A 17,480-nucleotide genomic window follows, 5' to 3' on the forward strand; every position below is an offset into this window, starting at 1 on the left:
AAGAATTGTTTGTGAATACCCGAAATAACCGAAACACGAAAACCCTTGTACTGCCTAGATATAGTCTGTTCGGCTCGGGCCGACTCCCAGACTTTGGGTCGTGAGCCCTGTGGACACCTCCCGGGCCGCCAATCCCGTGTCATTCAAGCGTTACAAAGCTGATGTTTATGCCCGCCCCAAGCGGTCAGGTCCGGATGCGCCGGTACCGCCGTCGTCGAGTTTTAATCCTTTTGGGGGTCTTCAATGTCGGTGAAGAAAAACTTTCGCGAGCTCCTGCTTGTGACCACCGCGTGCGCCTTTTTCGCGGCGTGCGCAGATACGTCCATCTCCTCCCCGGGTAATGAAGACCTGGGCACGCCTCCGGGTGGCGGTGGCGGCGGTGGTGGCGGCGGAAGCCAGACCACGATCGACCTGATCCCGGCCGGCGGCTGCGGCACCGGTTCGGTGCGTGAAACCTCGGTCACCAATGGCGACATCACGATCAATGCCTGTGAGATCACCGGCAATATCACCACGGACACCGTGATCGCCGCCAATGCCGGCGTCATCATCACGGGCCCGACCTTCATCGGTCTGGACGATGGTTCCCAGCCGCAGAAAGATTTCGCGAGCGCCGGCGGCACGCCGGTCACGCTGGAGATCGGCGCGGGTGCCACGCTGTTCGGTGCGGAAGGCTCTGACTATATCGTCGTGACGCGCGGCTCGCGCATCGAGGCGATCGGCACGTCGGACGCACCCGTGGTCTTCACCTCGCGCTCCGACATTGAAGGCACGGTCGGCGCACTCGACCGTGGCCAGTGGGGCGGCCTGATCATCAATGGTCGCGCCCCGATCAATGCCTGTATCGACGGTACGGCAGTTGGCGGTTCCGCTGATTGCGAGAAATCCGGTGAAGGGTCCTCCGGCCTGTTCGGCGGCGACAACCCGGCTGACGACAGCGGCATCCTGCGTTATGTCCAGGTCCGCTATGCCGGCTTCCTGATCAACAATGAAGACGAACTCAATGGTATCGCCTTCCAGGGTGTCGGTAACGGCACGGAAGTCGACTACATCCAGGTCCACAACAATGCCGATGACGGCATCGAGATGTTCGGTGGCGCCGTCGACGTGAACCACGTCGTGCTGACCGGCAATGCCGATGACAGCTTCGACTACACGGACGGCTGGGTCGGCCGCGCCCAATATGTGCTGGTTCGCCAGTCCGGCGACGACGCCGACCAGGGCTTTGAATTCGACAACCGTTCCTCGAACAATGACCTGACGCCGCGCTCCAACCCGATGATCTCCAACTTCACCATCATCGGTGAACGCGGTGCCGCAGAATCGGATGACGGCATGCTGCTGCGCGCCGGTACCGCCGGTGAGTTCTACAACGGCATCGTGGTCGATATGGGCGAGCAGTGCCTGGACATTGATGACGACGCGACCTTCGACGGCATCACCTTCAACAATGGCCGTCCGGCCTCTGAAGCGCTGATCGTCCAGTCGGTCTTCTTCAACTGTACCGAAAACTTCGCCGATGACGGCGCTGATGACCTGGTGGATGTGGCCGACTGGTTCAACAACACCATGATCAACAATGTCGACAGCGCGACCAATTCCATGGCCGGTGTCTTCCCGGGCCCGCAGGAATTGGCCACGACCGTCACCGACGTGAACGCCCTGGACAGCTATTTCGACGCCACGAGCTTCGTCGGTGCCTTCTCGCCGTCCGAAACGAGCGCGTCCAACTGGGCGGCCGGCTGGACCTTCGACCTGTTCGAGGATCCGGGCTGCCCGACGGGCACGACCGAGAGCGCCGAGACGATCAACGGCTCCCGCGTCTGCCAGATCACCGGCAATGTCACGTCTGACCTGCGCCTGACACGCGGCTCGATCTACGAGCTGGCCGGTCCGGTCTTCGTCGGTGTGGACCTCGGTCCCGATCCGGCCAGCCCGCTGCCGTCCGGCATCGAAGCCAGCCTGACGATCGACCCGGGTGTCACCATCTTCGGCACCGCCGGTTCCGACTACATTGTCGTGGCCCGCGGCTCCTCCATCTTCTCCAACGGTACGGCGACCTCGCCGGTTGTCATGACGGCCCGTTCGGACGTTGAAGGCACGGTGGGCGCCAATGACCGCGGTCAGTGGGGCGGCCTGGTGCTGAACGGCCGCGCGCCGATCAATGCCTGTATCGACGGTACGGCCACCGGCGGCACCGTGGATTGCGAAAAGTCGGGTGAAGGCTCCTCCGGCCTGTTCGGTGGCGCCACGGTCGATGATGACACGGGCAACATCTTCTACACGCAGGTCCGCTATGCCGGCTTCCTGATCAACAATGAAGACGAGCTCAACGGCATCGCCTTCCAGGGCATCGGTTCCGGTACGGAAGTCGACTATGTCCAAGTCCACAATAATGCCGATGACGGCGTGGAAATGTTCGGTGGTACGGTTGATGTCCGCCACCTGGTCCTGACCGGCAATGCCGATGACAGCTTCGACTACACGGATGGCTGGGTCGGCCGCGCCCAATTCGTGATCGTGGCCCAGTCGGGCGATGATGCCGACCAGGGCTTCGAGTTCGACAACCGCTCCTCCAACAATGACCTGACGCCGCGTTCCAACCCGCGCATCTCCAACTTCACGATCATCGGTGAACGCGGTGCCGCGGAATCGGATGACGGCATGCTGCTTCGCGCCGGTACCGCCGGTGAGTTCTACAACGGCATCGTGGTCGATATGGGCGAGCAGTGCCTGGACATTGATGACGACGCGACCTTCGACGGCATCACCTTCTCCAACGGCCGTCCGGCCGATGAAGACCTGATCGTCCAGTCGGTGTTCTTCAACTGCACGGAGAACTTCGCTGACGATGGTGCCAACGATCTGGTGGATGTGGCCGACTGGTTCAACAACACCATGATCAACAATGTCGACAGCGCCACCAACGGCATGTCCGGCTTTGCCTTCATCCCGGGCAATACCGGTGTTGTGCCGAGCGCCACGGAACTGGCCACCACGGTCACGGACGTGAACGCGATGGACAGCTGGTTCACCGCCACGACCTATGTCGGTGCCGTCGAGGACGCCAACGACACCTGGTACCAGGGCTGGACCTTCCGTCGCACCCAGTAACGCAACCGAGCCCCTGGCCGGCCCCGGTCGGCCAGGACTTCGTTTTGAATGCAGTCACATGGTGATTAGGATGAAAACCAATCGAATCGCGCTCTCGGCTGCGTTGCTGGCGTCCACGACGCTTGTTCCGGTAGCCGCCTTCGCGCAGGACGCTCCGTCCTCCGAACCCGAAGACGTGATCCAGGTCCGCTTCCAGTACATTCCGGATGACCGTCGCGTCACCTCGGAAGTCTCTGCGGCCCTCTCGATCGACGATCTGGAAACCACCGGCGACTCCGACCTGGCTGCGGCCCTGGTCCGGGTGACCGGTCTGTCGACCACGGGCGGCAAGTTTGTCGTCGTCCGCGGCCTCAATGAACGTTACTCCAACACGCTGCTCAACGGCTCGCCGATGCCGTCGCCGGAACCTTTCCGCCGTGCCGCACCGCTGGACATTCTGCCGACCAATATTCTCTCGAATGTGCTCGTGCAGAAGACCTTCTCCCCGCAATTCCCGGGTGAGTTCGGCGGCGGTGTGATCGGTATCGAAACCTCCAACCTTCCCGATGACCGTTTCCTGACGATCTCGGTGGGCGGCAGTTTCGACACGGTCACGACGGGCAATCGCGGTCTGACCTATGCCGGCTCCGACACGGACTGGCTGGGTTATGATGACGGTCTGCGTGACATGCCGGCTGAACTGGCTGCCGTGTTCCCGACCACCCGCGTCGGCAATAACCTGCCGGCCGACCAGCAGCAGGCCATCGGCCGCTCGCTGGTGAATTCGGAACTCTGGGTGCTCCAGAATGTGGATGTCGACGCGAATGGCGACATCTCCCTGGAAGCCGGTGAGCGTTTCGATTTCGACGGCTTCTCGCTCGGCGTGCTCGGCGCCTTCTCCTACGACAATTCGTGGGAAACCCGTCAGGGTCAGCGCGGCAAGGGCTCCATCGGTTCCAACGGTCTCGTCTACGAGAACGGACCGGTGACCGCGGACCGCTCCGGCCTGGCTCCGCTCGGCGAAGGCATCGACAATTATCTGTCGACCGAAAACAATATCGAAGCCTCGGGCATGATCTCGGTGGGCGTTGACTGGTACAACGACCACGAAATCAACTTCCTGAGCATGGTGCTGCGTTCGACCACCAAGGGTGCGCGTTCCGAAGAACAGTTCAACGCCGGTTCCTCCGCCGTTGTCCGCGGTGACTACACCGAATGGTTCGAGCGTCAGGTGATCTTCAACCAGCTCTCCGGTGAGCACGTGTTCGAAAGCCTCGGCGACCTGTCCGTGGACTGGCGGATCTCCGACGCGACGGCCACGCGTGACGCGCCCTACCAGCGCTTCGTGAACTACCAGTTTGAAGACGCCCTTCAGACCTATCGCTATGAAGGCGACATCAACGACAACTTCACCCGTTTCTCGGAAATCGAGGACAATACCCGCGATCGCGGTTTTGACCTCGCCTATCCGCTGACCCTGGGTGACATGGATGTCGAACTGTCCGGTGGCTATTCCTACACCCTGCGCGAACGCGACGCCTATACGCGCCGCTTCTCCTTCGAACAGGGTTCCGAAGGCATTCCGGCGGATCTGCTGTTCTCCCGCATCGACTACATCTTTGCGAACCAGAACATCACTGACAGCCGTCTGCGCCTGGTGGAAACCGGGGGGCTGACCTTCCCGGAAGCCTATGCGGGTGAGCTGCAGGTGGAAGCCGCCTATGCCGGCGTTGATGCCCAGCTGACGCCCTTCGTGCGGGCCGCCATCGGTGGCCGTTATGAAAGCGGTCAGCAGAGCGTCGACACCTATGCCTTCCCGGCCAGTGCTGCCGACAGCGGCCAGATCGAGACGCAGCTGAAGGAAGACTACTTCCTGCCGGCCGTGACCCTGACCTGGACCTTTGCTGACAATCTGCAGCTGCGTACCGGTTACTCCCAGTCGATCACCCGCCCGCAATTCCGCGAGCTGGCGTTCGCGGAGTTCTTCAACACCGATACGGACCAGCGCTTCCAGGGTAACCCCTTCCTGGTAAACACCGAGATCGAGAGCTTCGATGCCCGTCTGGAGTATTACTTCGGACGCGAGGAGTTCGTGACCGTCGGCCTGTTCCACAAGATCCTGGAAAACCCGATCGAGGAATTCATTATCCCGATCGGTGACGGACTGAACACGTCCTTCATCAACGCGCCGGAAGCGACCCTGACGGGTGCCGAGTTCGAATACGAAAAAGTCTTCGATCTCTCCGGCCGCTGGGACCAGCCCTTCTTCAATGACCGTGAGTGGTTCATCAAGACGAACTACACCTACATCCAGTCGGAAGTCTCCGCGGATGGCACGGTCACGGTGGCCCAGGGTGCCTTCGGCAACCCGCTGGCCCTCGAGCTGAATGCGGCCGGCTTCATCCAGGATGGACGCGCCCTCCAGGGTCAGTCCGAGCATTTGTTCAACGTGCAGGTCGGCTTCGAAACCTTCGACGGCCGGGCTCGCGGTGCGCTGCTCTACAATTATACGGGTGAGCGTTCGCGCGCCGTGGCCAACCTGTCCGACAATCTCCCGGAGATCGTCGAGCAGGTCCCCAGCTCGCTGGACTTCGTCTACAGCCGTACGGTTGAAGTCGCCAATGCTGACTGGGACTTCGGTTTCTCGGTCCGCAACATCCTGGGCGACGATTATGAAGCCACCCAGAGCGATGGCGATGTGGTGCTGCCGGTCGATACCTACGAAGTGGGTACGTCCTTCAGCGTCTCCATCAGCCGCACCTGGTAAGACCGACATGTGTCGGGGCGGGCCTTCGGGCCTGCCCTGGCGCAATCGTCACACGATTATTCCCGAAACGTCGCAAAACTGACGTGGGCCACGTGTATCGCAGGGCGCGTCTCCGACGGAATTCGCGATTCCCATGCGTTGAATGCCTGTCGGTTTCCAGAAACAGGGGCGGACGAGCAAGTATATGAACCAGGCACAGGCCATGACAGACAGCCAGAAGGGGCGCACCTCGGTGCCGCGTCCGGCGCGTTTGATGATTGGTCTCGCCGAGCTGGGTCTGCTTGTCGCCCTGACCTTTATCCTGGCCCGTCTGATCTGGCTCATCGCCTTCGGTGCAAGCGCGGCCGATTTCCAGCAGGACACATCCGGCAATCGCCTGGCGACGCGCGAACCGGCCTATGTCGCCGATCTCTCCCGCCTGCGCGAGGGCGACCTGTTCGCCGACCATCGCATCGGGGCCGAGCCGGTCGCCGCGGCCCAGGCCAATGTCCAGGAAACCCAGCTCAATCTGACCCTGCGCGGCATCCGCCGCGGCGCGACGCCGGACAGTGGCGGCGCGATCATCCAGACGCCCGACAACCGCCAGCGTTTCTTCGCGGCCGGCCACACCATTCTCGATGGTGTCACGCTGGAGGAAGTGCATGTCGATCACGTCCTGATCGACCGGCGCGGTGTCATTGAATCCCTCTATCTGCGTGATGAGGCCGGCGGGGCCGGACGGGCCACCAGCCGCCGCACCGTCACCACGACCGGCGGCACGCAATCGATTGAAGGCTTGTTCCGGGCCGAACCGGTGCGCGAGAACGGTCAGCTGACCGGCTATCGCGTGCAGGACGGAAACCCGGCCCTGCTGGCCGCCATGGGCGTGCGCGAAGGGGATATTCTGACCGCCATCAATAACCGCCCGGTCTCGGAGATTTCCGACCTGGGTGCCGAATTCGCACGGCTGCGGGGTGAAGACCACGTCGAGCTGTCCATCAACCGGGGCGGTCTGCCCCTGAGTGTGCAAGTGGAACTGCCCTGATGCGTGACCTCATCCAACGCCTGACCGCTCCGCTCCTGGCGCTGGTCCTGGCGGCCGCCCCCGCCCTGACGCTCAGCCAGCCGGCGCAGGCCCAGGACCAGGTGGTGAATTTCAACCAGGCCGAGATCCAGGCCGTGATCGATGATGTGTCCGCCGTCACCGGTTACACCTTCATCGTCGATCCCAATGTGCGCGGACGGGTGACCATCACCTCGCAGACACCGCTGACCTCGGACCAGTATTTCCAGGTTTTCCTGTCGACCATGCGCGTGCACGGTTTTGCCGTCGTGCCGACGGCGTCCGGGGCCTATCAGATCGTGCCGGAACAGGCCGGAGCCCGAACCTCCAGCCCGGTCAATGCCGATGTGCGCGGCGACCAGTATGTCACCGCCGTTGTTCGCCTGAACCATGCCGGCACGCGCGATGCGCTGGGCGTGGTGCGGCCGATGGTGTCGCAGACCGGTTTCGTGAATGCGGCCGAGGACGGCAATGTCCTGGTGATCGTCGATTATGCCGAGAATGTCAGCCGGATCCGCGCTGTCCTGCGTGATCTGGACCGGGACACTTCCGTGGTGGAAATGGTCGAGCTGGAGAATGTCTCCGCCGCCGAGATGACGCGCATCCTGCAGACCATGCGCACGCGCAATTCCGCAGGCGAGGACGATACGGTGTTCAATGTCACCATCGCGCCGATCCCGGCCTCCAATACGGTCCTGCTGCGGGGCAATCGCCAGGCTGTCAGCGAGATGATGACCCTGATCCGCCGCGTCGACAGTGTCAGCCGGTCCAGCCAGGGCTTCCGCGTCATCCACCTCAACCATGCCGATGGCGAGGACCTCCTGCCGATCCTGGAACAGGTGGTGGAAACCCTGACCGAGGCTGAAGGCGTCACGCGACGGCCGTCTGTGTCCTATCATGCGCCGTCCAATGCGCTGGTGATCAATGCCGACCCCGATGTGCAGCGCGAGATGGAATTGGTGATCCGCCAGCTCGATGTGCGCCGGCCGCAAGTCCTGGTCGAAGGCATTATCGTGGAGATGTCCGACACGGTGGCCCAGGAGCTGGGCGTGCAGATGCTGCTGGCCGGCGGGGAGGGCGATGCGCCGCTGGCGATGACACGTTTCGGGTCCAACACGCCGGACCTACTGGCCCTGACCGGCGCGATTGCCTCGCCGGGCGATGATGACAGCACGTTCAACGAGACCCTGCGCACCGCAGCCCTGAACTCTCTGCTGGGCGCCTCCGGCGGCACGCTGGGCTTTGGCGGCCAGAATGGCAGCGGCAATCTGTTCGGCCTCGTTCTGAATGCCGTCGAGAGCGATGTGAATTCCAACGTGCTCGCAACACCGTCCATCCTGGCGCTGGACAATGAGGAAGCCTCCTTCCTGTCCGGCCAGGAAATCCCGGTGACGACGGGTGAAGTGCTCAGCGCTGACAATTCCAACCCTTTCCGCACGGTGGATCGCCAGGAAGTGGGTGTGCGCCTGGTTGTGCGGCCGCAAATCACCGAGGGCAATACGGTGCGCCTGCTGATCGAGCAGGAGGTGTCCTCCGTCGCCGGCACGGTGACGACGGGCAGTGCCGATCTGATCACCAACAAGCGTTCGGTGAACACGACCGTGCTGGCGGATAATGGCGAGATCATCGTACTGGGCGGTCTGATCCAGCAGGAAGACAATGACACCACATCCGGTGTGCCGGGCCTGTCCCGCGTGCCGGGCGTCGGCCGCCTTTTCCGCTCCGATGGAACGGAAAGCCGCCGCACCAATCTCATGGTCTTCATCCGTCCGACCATCATCCGCGACGAGGCGGACATGCGGGCGGTCACGGCGAACCGCTATGACTATATCCGCAACCAGCAGGTCCAGACCTCGGAGACCGGTTCCAGCTCGCTGGAATCCATCGTCGAAATGATGATGACCGAGACCGCGCAGGTTTCGAATGACGAGTGAGACGCCTGTCACCTATGCCTTCGCGCGCCAGAAAGGGGTGGCCTTTCGCCCCGGTGATGCGCCGGCCTTCCTGCTGCGCAAGGATGGCGACCGGCTGGGCCTGATGGAAGTGCGCCGCGTGGTCGGCGCCAGCCATCCCGTGGTGAGCTGCGAGGCGGGCGAGTTCGACAAGGCCCTGTCGGATATCTACGCCTATGACGGTCTGGGTGCGGATACGGAGACCGCCGATCATGAGGCCGGCGAGAGCCTGAGCCGGTTGATCGATGAAATGCCGCGAACCGAAGACCTGCTGGACAGTGCCTCGGATGCGCCGGTGATCCGCCTGATCAATGGCATGATCGCCGAAGCCGTGCGCACGGCTGCCTCGGACATCCATGTCGAACCCTTCGTGGATCGGGTCTCGATCCGCTATCGCGTGGACGGCGTGCTGCACGAGACGGTCTCGGTCTCGCCGCGCCTGGCCGCACCCCTGGTCTCGCGTATCAAGGTGATGGCGCGCCTGGATATTGCCGAAAAGCGCGTGCCCCAGGACGGGCGTCTGTCGATCACACTGGGCGGGCAGTCGGTGGATGTCCGTGTCTCCACCCTGCCATCGCGTCATGGCGAGCGGGTCGTGCTGCGCCTGCTGGACAATTCCCAGGCCCGCTTCCGCCTGGATGATCTGGGTATGCCGGAAAGCCTGCTGGCCGACATGCGCAAGGCGCTGGCCCAGCCCAATGGCATCATTCTCGTCACCGGCCCGACCGGGGCGGGCAAGACCACCACGCTTTATGCCGGGCTGAACCTGCTCAATGAGGAAACCCGCAATATCCTCACGGTTGAAGACCCGGTGGAATACGCCATCGACGGGGTCGGCCAGACCCAGGTGAATGCCAAGGTCGGCATGACCTTCGCGGCCGGGCTGCGCGCCATCCTGCGCCAGGACCCGGATATCGTCATGGTCGGCGAAATCCGCGATGGCGAGACCGCGCAGATCGCGGTCCAGGCCTCGCTGACCGGTCACCTCGTCCTGTCCACGGTGCACACGAATTCCGCCGTCGCGGCGATTGCCCGCCTGCGTGATATGGGCGTGGAGAGCTATCTACTGGCCTCCACCCTGACCGCCATCGTCGCCCAGCGCCTGGTGCGGCGTCTGTGCACGCATTGCCGTGAAGCCTACACGCCCGATGCGGCCGAGCTGGAGCTGATGGGACTGGCCGGGCGCAGCGATGTGACGCTTTATCGTCCGACAGGCTGCAGCCATTGCAAATCGACCGGGTTTGACGGCCGGACGGGTGTCTATGAGCTGGTCATGGTCGATGATGCGCTGCGCAAGCAAATCCATGACGGTGCCCGCGAGAGCGAGATGGCGGCGCAGGCCTTCGCCCAGCGCAAGACCCTGTTCCAGAATGGTGTGGACCTGGTGCTGGCCGGAACCACGCCGCTCTCCGAAATCCTCCGCGTAAGCCGCGAGGAGGGACGCGATGCCGGCGTTTGAATACGAGGCGCTGGATGAGCGGGGCCGCAAGTCCAAGGGTCTGATCACGGCCGATAGCGAATATGCCGCCCGGCGGGAATTGCGCAGCCGGTCGATGGCGCCCCTCTCCCTGCGGTCTGCCGAGAACCGCCAGGTTGCCCGCTCCGGTGACGGTGAAAGCCTGATGGACCGGTTGCGCGCGCAGGACCTCTCCAGCCGTGAGCTGATGCTGATCACGCGCCAGATGTCCAGCCTGATCGGGGCCGGCATGCCGGTCGCCGAAACGCTGGGTCTGCTGGCTGAACAGGGCGCGCGTCATCACATGAAACGCGTCCTTCTGGCCGTGCGCGGCCGGGTCAGTGAAGGCGCCCGCCTGTCCGAGGCGATGCAAGGCTTTCCGCGCTCCTTCCCGGCGGTCTATCGCGCCATGGTCGCGGCCGGTGAACAGGCCGGCGGGCTGGACGCCGTGCTGGCCCGTCTGGCGGACTATCTGGAAAAGGAAGAGGCGGTGAAGAACCGCATCACCGGCGCGCTGGTCTATCCGGTCGTGCTGTCAGTGGTGGCGCTGGGCGTGGTCGCCCTGCTGATGACCTTCGTCGTACCCAAGATCGCCGAGCAATTCACCGGCATGGGCATGGAATTGCCGATGCTGACCCAGATCATGATCGGTCTGTCCGCTGCACTGCTGGTCAGCTGGCCCTTCATCCTGGCCGGTTTGGGCGCATTGGTCGTGGTGACTGTCCTGGCCCTGCGGCAGACGGCGATCCGCACCATGTTCGACGGTTTTCTGGTGCGCCTGCCCCTGCTGGGCGGTTTCCTGCGCCAGGTCGAGGCGGCCCGCTTTGCCCGCACGATGGGCATTCTGATCGAGTCGGGATCCGTGCTGCCGGAGGCGCTGGGTGCGGCCTCGCGGGCGTCCGGCAATCTGGCCTTCCGAGCCAAGGTGGAAACGGTCCGGGCCAGTGTGGAGACCGGGCGCGGCCTGTCCGATGCGCTGCAGGCCAGCCGCTGGTTCCCCTCTCTCATGCTGTTCATGGTCGCGGCCGGGGAACGCTCCGGCGCGCTGGGGGAAATGTTCCGCCGCGCGGCTGATCAGATGGAACAGGAAATCGACGGTGCGGTGACCGTCGGTCTCAATCTTCTCGAGCCGGGAATCATCCTGGCCCTGGGCGGTGTGGTGGTGGTGATCGTGCTCTCCATCCTCCTGCCCATCCTGCAACTCAACACTTTGGCTCTAGGCTAGGGAGGCGTCGATGACCGACCCGCTCGCACACAAGCAAACACACGCAGACGAGACCGACACGGAAGCCGGTTTCTCGCTGCTGGAAATCATGATCGCCGTGGTGATCATCGGCATCATGGGCACGATCGTGCTGCTCAATGTCCTGCCGGCACAGGACCAGGCCATGCTGCAGAAGGCGCGCACGGATATCGCGACGCTGGAACAGGCGCTGGATGCCTATCGCATGGACATGCGCGAATATCCGTCCTCCGAACAGGGGCTGCAGGCCCTCGTGGAAGCCCCGCGCGATGCCGGCAATTACCGCGAGGGCGGTTATGTGCGCCACCTGCAGGATGACCCCTGGGGCAATCCCTACCAGTATGTCTATCCGGGCCAGCACGGCATGATCGACATCTACTCCCTGGGCGCCGATGGCCGCGAGGGTGGTGAAGGCCTGGATGCCGATATCGGAAACTGGGAGGGCTGATGTCGCCTGACCGGTCGCATATGTCCGGGCGTGAAGCCGGGGTGTCCCTGATCGAGGTTCTGGTCGGCGTGTCGATACTCGGCATCGTCGCCTTTGCGATCAGTCTCACCCTGCAGCCGCCATCCGCTCCGCTCGATCACGAGACGGACCGGCTGGCCCTGCGCCTGAACCAGGCGGCCGAAGAGGCGATTGCGACCGGGTCCCCGGTCGGGCTGGCGGTCGAGGATGATGGCCAAGTCTATGCCTTCTACCGCTATGTCGATCGGCAATGGTGGGTGATGCGGGATCATCCCAGTCTGGCCGCCCATCGTTTGGACGGAGAGGTGCGTCTGGACGTGCCCGATGGTTTCCTGCCGCAGGACACGGACGCCGCCGGCATACCGGCGATCTGGTTTGACCCGGCAGGCCTGACCGAACCTTTCCGCCTGCGCCTGGACACGGCGCAAGGCTGGACCGAGCTGGACTGGACCGGGCAGGGCGGCCTGCAGCGGACCGAAGGGGGCGCGTCATGATGCCGGCCCCCGAGCGCGAATGCGGCTTTTCCCTGATCGAGATGATGGTGGCGCTGACCGTGCTGTCAGTGGCGGGCCTGGCCCTGGTCAACATGACCAGCGCGACCACCCGCAATGCCGACGCCGTGCGCAGCCATTCCCTGGCGGCACTGGCCGCAGAAAACATCCTCAACACGCAATGGCTGGACGCCGGTGTTCCGGTTTCGCGTTCCGGCGCGTACGCGCTGGCGGGCGTTGATTATGACTGGGCGCTGCAGGTCAGCCGCACCGATGATGAAGGCCTGCTGCGCCTGCATCTGGAAGTGCGCGAGGCGGGTAGCGAGCGCATCGCCGCTGAATACACGACCTTCCGGAGGCCGGGCTGATGGACCGGCCGGTCACCGCGCAGAGCGGTTTCTCCCTGATCGAGGTCCTGGTCTCGGTTTTCATCTTTGCCGTGATCGGCGCGATCTCGGTCGCGTTGATGTCGGCCAGCCTGACGGCGCAGGACGTCAATCGCGCGGCGCTGGACCGGATGGCCGCGCTGGACCGGGTGCGCACGCTCTTGCGCGAGGATGCCGGCCAGATCGTGCTGCGCCCCGTGCGTGATGCTGATGGCTATCCAGAGCGCGAGATCTTCGCCGCCGACAATGACGGTCTGGTGCGGACCGGCGGTCCGGTGCGCAATGAGCGGATCCTGCTGTCATTCACCCGGCGTGGCCGAGCCAATCCGGGCCTGCTGCGTGAGCGCAGCTCGCTCCTGCATGTGGAATATCTGGTGCGCGGCGAAGCATTGATCCGCCGGGTTCGGGCCTATCCGGATGCCACGGACCTGACGCCGGACAGCGAGATCGTCCTGCTGGATGCGATCCGCGATGTGGAGCTGGATGTGCTGCTGGGCGCAGCCTGGAGCCGCCGTCTTCTGGTGCGTGCAGGGGGCGAGGTCGGACTGCCGTCCGCCATCCGGCTTCGCTATGACTGGGACGGGATGGGCGAGATGGAGCATGTCGTCCTGACGCCGGGAGGTGTCCGCTGATGCGTGTGCCCGGACACAAGGAGAGCGGCGCTTCGCTGGTCAGTGCACTCATGCTGGTCACGGTGATGGCCAGCCTGGCGGTCGTGCTGGCCGGTGATCTGCGTTTTGCCCAGCGCCGGGCGACCAATCTCCAGGTCCGCGACCAGGCCTATTGGTATGCACTGGGTGCGCGGGAGTTCTCCGAAACCCTGCTCCAACGGGCCATGGCCGAGCCGGAGACGGCGCTGCGTCCGGACGCCGCCTGGCTGCAGGGCGAGCGCGCCTTTCCCATTGATCGCGGCCTGCTGACCGGCCGCATCCGCGACGGGAATAATTGCTTCAATCTCAATTCCTTGGTGACGCCGGACGGGCAGGGCAATTGGCTGGCCGTTCCGGAACAGGCCGCGCGGTTTGAAATCCTGATGCGGGCGCTGGACATTCCCACCGGCGCGGCGTCGCGGATTGCGGCCCAGGCCACGGACTGGATCGATACGGACACGCGGCCGGTGGCTTCGGGGGGCGAGGACGGGCTCTACGCGGCCTACCGCACCGGCAATACGCTGATGGTCGAGCGCGAGGAATTGCTGTCTCTGGATGCCGTGACGCCGGACATCTACCGTCGGCTGGCGGATTTCGTCTGCACGCGTCCGGAGGCGGCGCCTGTGCCGCTCAATATCAACACGCTGCAGGCCGAGGACTGGCCGCTCCTGTCTGCCGTGTTCGACGGTGAACTGAACCGCACCGCCATCGAAGGCATTCTGCTGGAACGGCCGCAGGGCGGGTTCGCCAGTATCGAGGCCTTCTGGGCGCTGGATGTGGTCCGCGAGACCGATCCCGATGCCAACCGGCGCAGCGCGCTGGGTCTGCAGACCCGCTATTTCGACATCGAGATCGATGTGGTCCATGCCGGGCAAGTTTTTGTCCTGAGCACATTGATCGATTATTCCGGCGGCACACTGCGCCGGATCACCCAGAGTTACGGAAGTATCGCATGAGCCAGGACCTGATCCTCAGGCTGGAAGAGACGGGCCGCATCCACTGGTCGATCATCGATCCGGGGCGGGGCGAGCGTCTGGAATCCGGTGAGCTGGGCGCGGACAACACGGAATTGCCCGCCGATCTGGGCGGCGTGACCCGTACCCTGGTCCTGTTGCCGGCCGAAAGCGTCTTCCTGTCGGAGATCGATCTGCCGGCACGCGGGGATCGCGAGGCGCGCCAAGCGGCCCCCTTTGCCATCGAGGACGAGCTGGCCTCCCGCCTGGCCGACACGGTCGTGGTTCCGGGCTCGCGCCAGGAGAATGGGCGGCGCTGGGTGATGGCGGCGAATGGTGAAACCGTCGAAGCCTGGCAGGCGCGCATCACGCCGCTGGCCGTACGGCCGGTCCACGTGCTGACCGATGCCATGGCGGGCGCGGACCCGGAGGCCGGGCTGACCCTGTTCGATCGCGGTGACAGCGTGCTCTGGTTCTATGGCGAGGGCGCCCGCGCGCAGGGCCAGGCGGCCGGTGGGGCGCTGGATCCCAAACTCTTCGGGTCGGTGATTTCGCCTTTGGTCCAGCCGGCTTCGGAACACGGCATCACCGTGTCCATGACGCTGGGTCTGGCCGGTGAGAATTTCAAACAAGTGCCGCGCGGCGATCTCGATCTCGCCGCCTCGGCGCTGTCGGCGGGATTGATCGCCAGCCTGCCGCCCCTGCTGGGCGAGCGGCTTCTGTCGAAGATGGACTGGTCGGAACTGGCCGGACCGCTCAAGCGTCCGGCCGCCCTCGCAGCGGCGCTTCTGGCGGGTTTCTGCCTGCTGACCGGCGGCGAGGGTCTTTACTACCGGATGCAGGCTGACCGGTTCGATGAGGCGACGGTGGCCGAGTTCCGGGCCGCCATGTCCAATGTCACCCGCCGGGTCATTCCCGCTGAGGCGGAACGCTTGCTGGGTGACGGACTGGCGCGGCTGGGCGGCGGCGAAAGCGGCTCGTCCTTCCTGCAATTGTCCGCCGCCCTGGCCGAACTGACCGCGGACACCGAGAGCGTGCGGATCGATCATGTCCGCTTTGACCGCGCGCGGTCGGAGCTTCTGGTCTCGGCGCTGTATTCCGACTTTGCCGATTTCGAGACGCTGAACACGAATGCCGATGCGCTGGGGATCGTGCTGATCGATGGCGGGGCCCGGCAGAGCGGCAATGCCATTGAAGGCGAATTCACGGTGAGGTTGAGATGAGCGCGTTCCTGTCCCCGATCCTGGCCTATTGGCAGGCCCGTACCGGCCGCGAGCAGATCATGCTGGGCGTGATGGGCCTGCTGATCATCGCGTTGCTCCTGACCGTCGCCGTGATCCGGCCGCTGCGCGACTACCATGCCTCCGCGCGCACCGATTACGCCGCCTCCATGCAGCTCTATCGGTCCGTTCAGACCGATGCCCGGACCTATCGGGACTTGGCGGCCGGGGCCTCGCAACAAGCCAGCCAGGCCCAGCAATCCCTGCGCGCCGTGGTCGGTGCGACGGCGCTGCGCCACGACATCGCTCTGGCCCGTATGGTGCCGACCGAGGATGGCGGGCTGACAATCACGATCGAGCGTGCGCCCGGCCAGTCCGTGATGGGCCTGCTGGTCGATCTGGAGGAGCAGTATTCGATCAGTGTGATGTCGGCGAGCCTCGACCGCGAGCCGGGCAATACCGTGTCGGCCTCCATCCTGCTTCGCCGGGCAGGAGGCGCGTGATGGTGATGCGCGCCGGTCTGGTACTGGGACTTCTGCTGGTCTGGTTGATTGTGCTGTTGCCGCTAAAGGCCGTGGTCATGCTGGCCGGGGGCGACCGGCTGGGCTTTTCCGATGTCTATGGCACGGTCTGGGATGGACGGATCTATGATCTGGACGTGCAGGGCGTGGCGATCCGCGAGACGGCAGTGCAATTGAAGCCGCTGGGGCTTCTGACCGGGCGTCTCGTCGTCGACTGGCAGGTGGACGACCCGGAGCTGCGCGGGCGCGGTAAGGCTGTGCTAGGTGGAAACCGGATCGATCTGAGCCGCACGGATATCTCTGTCACGCTGGACCGGCTCGACGCGCCGGACTTGCCCGGGCTGGACCGGGCTGAACGCGTTCAGCTTCGTCTGGGACGGTTGGAATTGGATCAGGGCGTTTGCCGGCAGGCGAGCGGTGATGCGCGCCTGGGTGCGCTGGCCAGCCTGGCGGCGGGGTATGGGTTGGACGGTCCGGTTCTGACCGGCCAGTTCGCCTGCCGCGATGACCGGCTTGTGCTGGATTTCACCGGGACATCGGACGGTCTCGAGCTGTCCGGCGATGTCGTGTTCGAGACGGAGGCAATGGTCTGGTCCTTGACGGCACAGACGGATGAGGCCGCCATGGCGGACATGCTCGCCATCGCCGGATTGCGCCGCGAGGGCGATGTCTGGCGGGGTGAAGGGAGGCAGGCCTATGCAGGATATCGCTAGACTGATCGGGCTCACCGGCCTTGTCATGACCGGTCCGCTGGCAGGGTGCGTGACGACAGGGGATGCCGCACCGTCCGGTGCGATGGCGCGTCCGCCGGTTCTCAGTGAGGCGCGTCCCGGTGTGGAGGCCTCTGCACAGGGCGACAGCCATGGACTGCCGCCGCAGACCCTGGCGGAAGGAGCCTGTGCGACCTTCTTCTGGTCGGCCGATAGTGCTCATCGCCTTTTGGCGTTCGAGAATGAGACGGAGGGTTTTGCCCGAATCCATGCGCTGGGCCGGGACAATGGATTTTACACGCCGGCGCGCGAGGGTGGCTATGTCACGGGCGAGGCGTTCAGCCGGGTCTATGTCGATACCGACCGCGAACTGGATGTGCGGTTGAGCGGGACGGTGGGGGAAACACTGCCGGCCGGCCAACGCATCGAACGGGCCGTGATGCGGGTGGTGCAGCCCAATCAGCGCACGCTGGTGATTCCGGTGATCGGTGTCTATGCCTGCCGCGGCGCCGGACAGGCGCCCCAGTAAC

The 17,480-nt window shown here is 64.4% G+C and carries 15 protein-coding genes; all 15 read left to right on the forward strand.

What is annotated here, in order from left to right; genetic code table 11:
• Positions 1–243 precede the first annotated feature (243 nt).
• The 15 genes from I0K07_RS04475 (at position 244) to I0K07_RS04545 (ending at position 17,479) form a co-directional block, all read left to right on the forward strand.
• Positions 244–3,114 (forward strand): hypothetical protein, encoded by a 2,871-nt coding sequence (locus I0K07_RS04475; RefSeq protein ID WP_203291630.1) that lies wholly within the window; start codon positions 244–246, stop codon positions 3,112–3,114.
• 70 nt (positions 3,115–3,184) lie between these two features.
• Complete coding sequence (locus I0K07_RS04480; protein ID WP_203291631.1) at positions 3,185–5,860, forward strand: TonB-dependent receptor domain-containing protein; 2,676 nt, start codon at positions 3,185–3,187, stop codon at positions 5,858–5,860.
• A gap of 184 nt (positions 5,861–6,044) precedes the next feature.
• Positions 6,045–6,884, forward strand: a complete 840-nt coding sequence (locus I0K07_RS04485; protein ID WP_203291632.1) for a type II secretion system protein N — start codon at positions 6,045–6,047, stop codon at positions 6,882–6,884.
• On the forward strand, positions 6,884–8,836 hold the full coding sequence (locus I0K07_RS04490) for a secretin N-terminal domain-containing protein (RefSeq protein ID WP_203291633.1): 1,953 nt from the start codon (positions 6,884–6,886) through the stop codon (positions 8,834–8,836). Before I0K07_RS04485 ends, I0K07_RS04490 begins: the two co-directional genes overlap by 1 nt.
• The gene (gene gspE, locus I0K07_RS04495) at positions 8,826–10,313 is read left to right on the forward strand and encodes a type II secretion system ATPase GspE (protein ID WP_203291634.1); all 1,488 of its coding nucleotides are present in this window, start codon (positions 8,826–8,828) and stop codon (positions 10,311–10,313) included. Before I0K07_RS04490 ends, gspE begins: the two co-directional genes overlap by 11 nt.
• Positions 10,300–11,535, forward strand: a complete 1,236-nt coding sequence (gene gspF / locus I0K07_RS04500; RefSeq protein WP_203291635.1) for a type II secretion system inner membrane protein GspF — start codon at positions 10,300–10,302, stop codon at positions 11,533–11,535. Before gspE ends, gspF begins: the two co-directional genes overlap by 14 nt.
• Positions 11,536–11,545: 10 nt before the next feature.
• On the forward strand, positions 11,546–12,001 hold the full coding sequence (gene gspG, locus I0K07_RS04505; protein WP_203291636.1) for a type II secretion system major pseudopilin GspG: 456 nt from the start codon (positions 11,546–11,548) through the stop codon (positions 11,999–12,001).
• Entirely contained in the window at positions 12,001–12,513 is a 513-nt protein-coding gene (locus tag I0K07_RS04510) for a GspH/FimT family pseudopilin (RefSeq protein WP_203291637.1), read from the forward strand. Before gspG ends, I0K07_RS04510 begins: the two co-directional genes overlap by 1 nt.
• On the forward strand, positions 12,510–12,878 hold the full coding sequence (gene gspI, locus I0K07_RS04515) for a type II secretion system minor pseudopilin GspI (protein ID WP_203291638.1): 369 nt from the start codon (positions 12,510–12,512) through the stop codon (positions 12,876–12,878). Before I0K07_RS04510 ends, gspI begins: the two co-directional genes overlap by 4 nt.
• Positions 12,878–13,528 carry a type II secretion system minor pseudopilin GspJ gene (gene gspJ, locus I0K07_RS04520; RefSeq protein WP_203291639.1) on the forward strand — a complete coding sequence of 217 codons (651 nt, stop codon included), beginning with the start codon at positions 12,878–12,880 and terminating at the stop codon, positions 13,526–13,528. Before gspI ends, gspJ begins: the two co-directional genes overlap by 1 nt.
• Positions 13,528–14,502 (forward strand): type II secretion system minor pseudopilin GspK, encoded by a 975-nt coding sequence (gene gspK, locus I0K07_RS04525; RefSeq protein ID WP_203291640.1) that lies wholly within the window; start codon positions 13,528–13,530, stop codon positions 14,500–14,502. The genes gspJ and gspK overlap by 1 nt, the downstream gene beginning before the upstream one ends.
• On the forward strand, positions 14,499–15,722 hold the full coding sequence (gene gspL / locus I0K07_RS04530; protein ID WP_203291641.1) for a type II secretion system protein GspL: 1,224 nt from the start codon (positions 14,499–14,501) through the stop codon (positions 15,720–15,722). The genes gspK and gspL overlap by 4 nt, the downstream gene beginning before the upstream one ends.
• A complete protein-coding gene (locus I0K07_RS04535; RefSeq protein WP_203291642.1) occupies positions 15,719–16,222 on the forward strand; it encodes a type II secretion system protein M in 504 nt (167 codons plus the stop codon). Before gspL ends, I0K07_RS04535 begins: the two co-directional genes overlap by 4 nt.
• Positions 16,222–16,953 carry a type II secretion system protein N gene (gene gspN, locus I0K07_RS04540; RefSeq protein ID WP_203291643.1) on the forward strand — a complete coding sequence of 244 codons (732 nt, stop codon included), beginning with the start codon at positions 16,222–16,224 and terminating at the stop codon, positions 16,951–16,953. Before I0K07_RS04535 ends, gspN begins: the two co-directional genes overlap by 1 nt.
• The gene (locus tag I0K07_RS04545; RefSeq protein ID WP_203291644.1) at positions 16,937–17,479 is read left to right on the forward strand and encodes a hypothetical protein; all 543 of its coding nucleotides are present in this window, start codon (positions 16,937–16,939) and stop codon (positions 17,477–17,479) included. Before gspN ends, I0K07_RS04545 begins: the two co-directional genes overlap by 17 nt.
• Position 17,480: the final 1 nt, after the last annotated feature.

Source organism: Maricaulis parjimensis, from assembly GCF_016817355.1.
GTDB lineage: Bacteria > Pseudomonadota > Alphaproteobacteria > Caulobacterales > Maricaulaceae > Maricaulis > Maricaulis parjimensis.

What these genes read in the sequence shown, in the direction of transcription:
- I0K07_RS04475 (WP_203291630.1), top strand. Translation starts at nt 244, where the DNA reads ATGTCGGTGAAGAAAAACTTTCGCGAGCTCCTGCTTGTGACCACCGCG.
- I0K07_RS04480 (WP_203291631.1), top strand. Translation starts at nt 3,185, where the DNA reads ATGAAAACCAATCGAATCGCGCTCTCGGCTGCGTTGCTGGCGTCCACG.
- I0K07_RS04485 (WP_203291632.1), top strand. Translation starts at nt 6,045, where the DNA reads ATGAACCAGGCACAGGCCATGACAGACAGCCAGAAGGGGCGCACCTCG.
- I0K07_RS04490 (WP_203291633.1), top strand. Translation starts at nt 6,884, where the DNA reads ATGCGTGACCTCATCCAACGCCTGACCGCTCCGCTCCTGGCGCTGGTC.
- gspE (WP_203291634.1), top strand. Translation starts at nt 8,826, where the DNA reads ATGACGAGTGAGACGCCTGTCACCTATGCCTTCGCGCGCCAGAAAGGG.
- gspF (WP_203291635.1), top strand. Translation starts at nt 10,300, where the DNA reads ATGCCGGCGTTTGAATACGAGGCGCTGGATGAGCGGGGCCGCAAGTCC.
- gspG (WP_203291636.1), top strand. Translation starts at nt 11,546, where the DNA reads ATGACCGACCCGCTCGCACACAAGCAAACACACGCAGACGAGACCGAC.
- I0K07_RS04510 (WP_203291637.1), top strand. Translation starts at nt 12,001, where the DNA reads ATGTCGCCTGACCGGTCGCATATGTCCGGGCGTGAAGCCGGGGTGTCC.
- gspI (WP_203291638.1), top strand. Translation starts at nt 12,510, where the DNA reads ATGATGCCGGCCCCCGAGCGCGAATGCGGCTTTTCCCTGATCGAGATG.
- gspJ (WP_203291639.1), top strand. Translation starts at nt 12,878, where the DNA reads ATGGACCGGCCGGTCACCGCGCAGAGCGGTTTCTCCCTGATCGAGGTC.
- gspK (WP_203291640.1), top strand. Translation starts at nt 13,528, where the DNA reads ATGCGTGTGCCCGGACACAAGGAGAGCGGCGCTTCGCTGGTCAGTGCA.
- gspL (WP_203291641.1), top strand. Translation starts at nt 14,499, where the DNA reads ATGAGCCAGGACCTGATCCTCAGGCTGGAAGAGACGGGCCGCATCCAC.
- I0K07_RS04535 (WP_203291642.1), top strand. Translation starts at nt 15,719, where the DNA reads ATGAGCGCGTTCCTGTCCCCGATCCTGGCCTATTGGCAGGCCCGTACC.
- gspN (WP_203291643.1), top strand. Translation starts at nt 16,222, where the DNA reads ATGGTGATGCGCGCCGGTCTGGTACTGGGACTTCTGCTGGTCTGGTTG.
- I0K07_RS04545 (WP_203291644.1), top strand. Translation starts at nt 16,937, where the DNA reads ATGCAGGATATCGCTAGACTGATCGGGCTCACCGGCCTTGTCATGACC.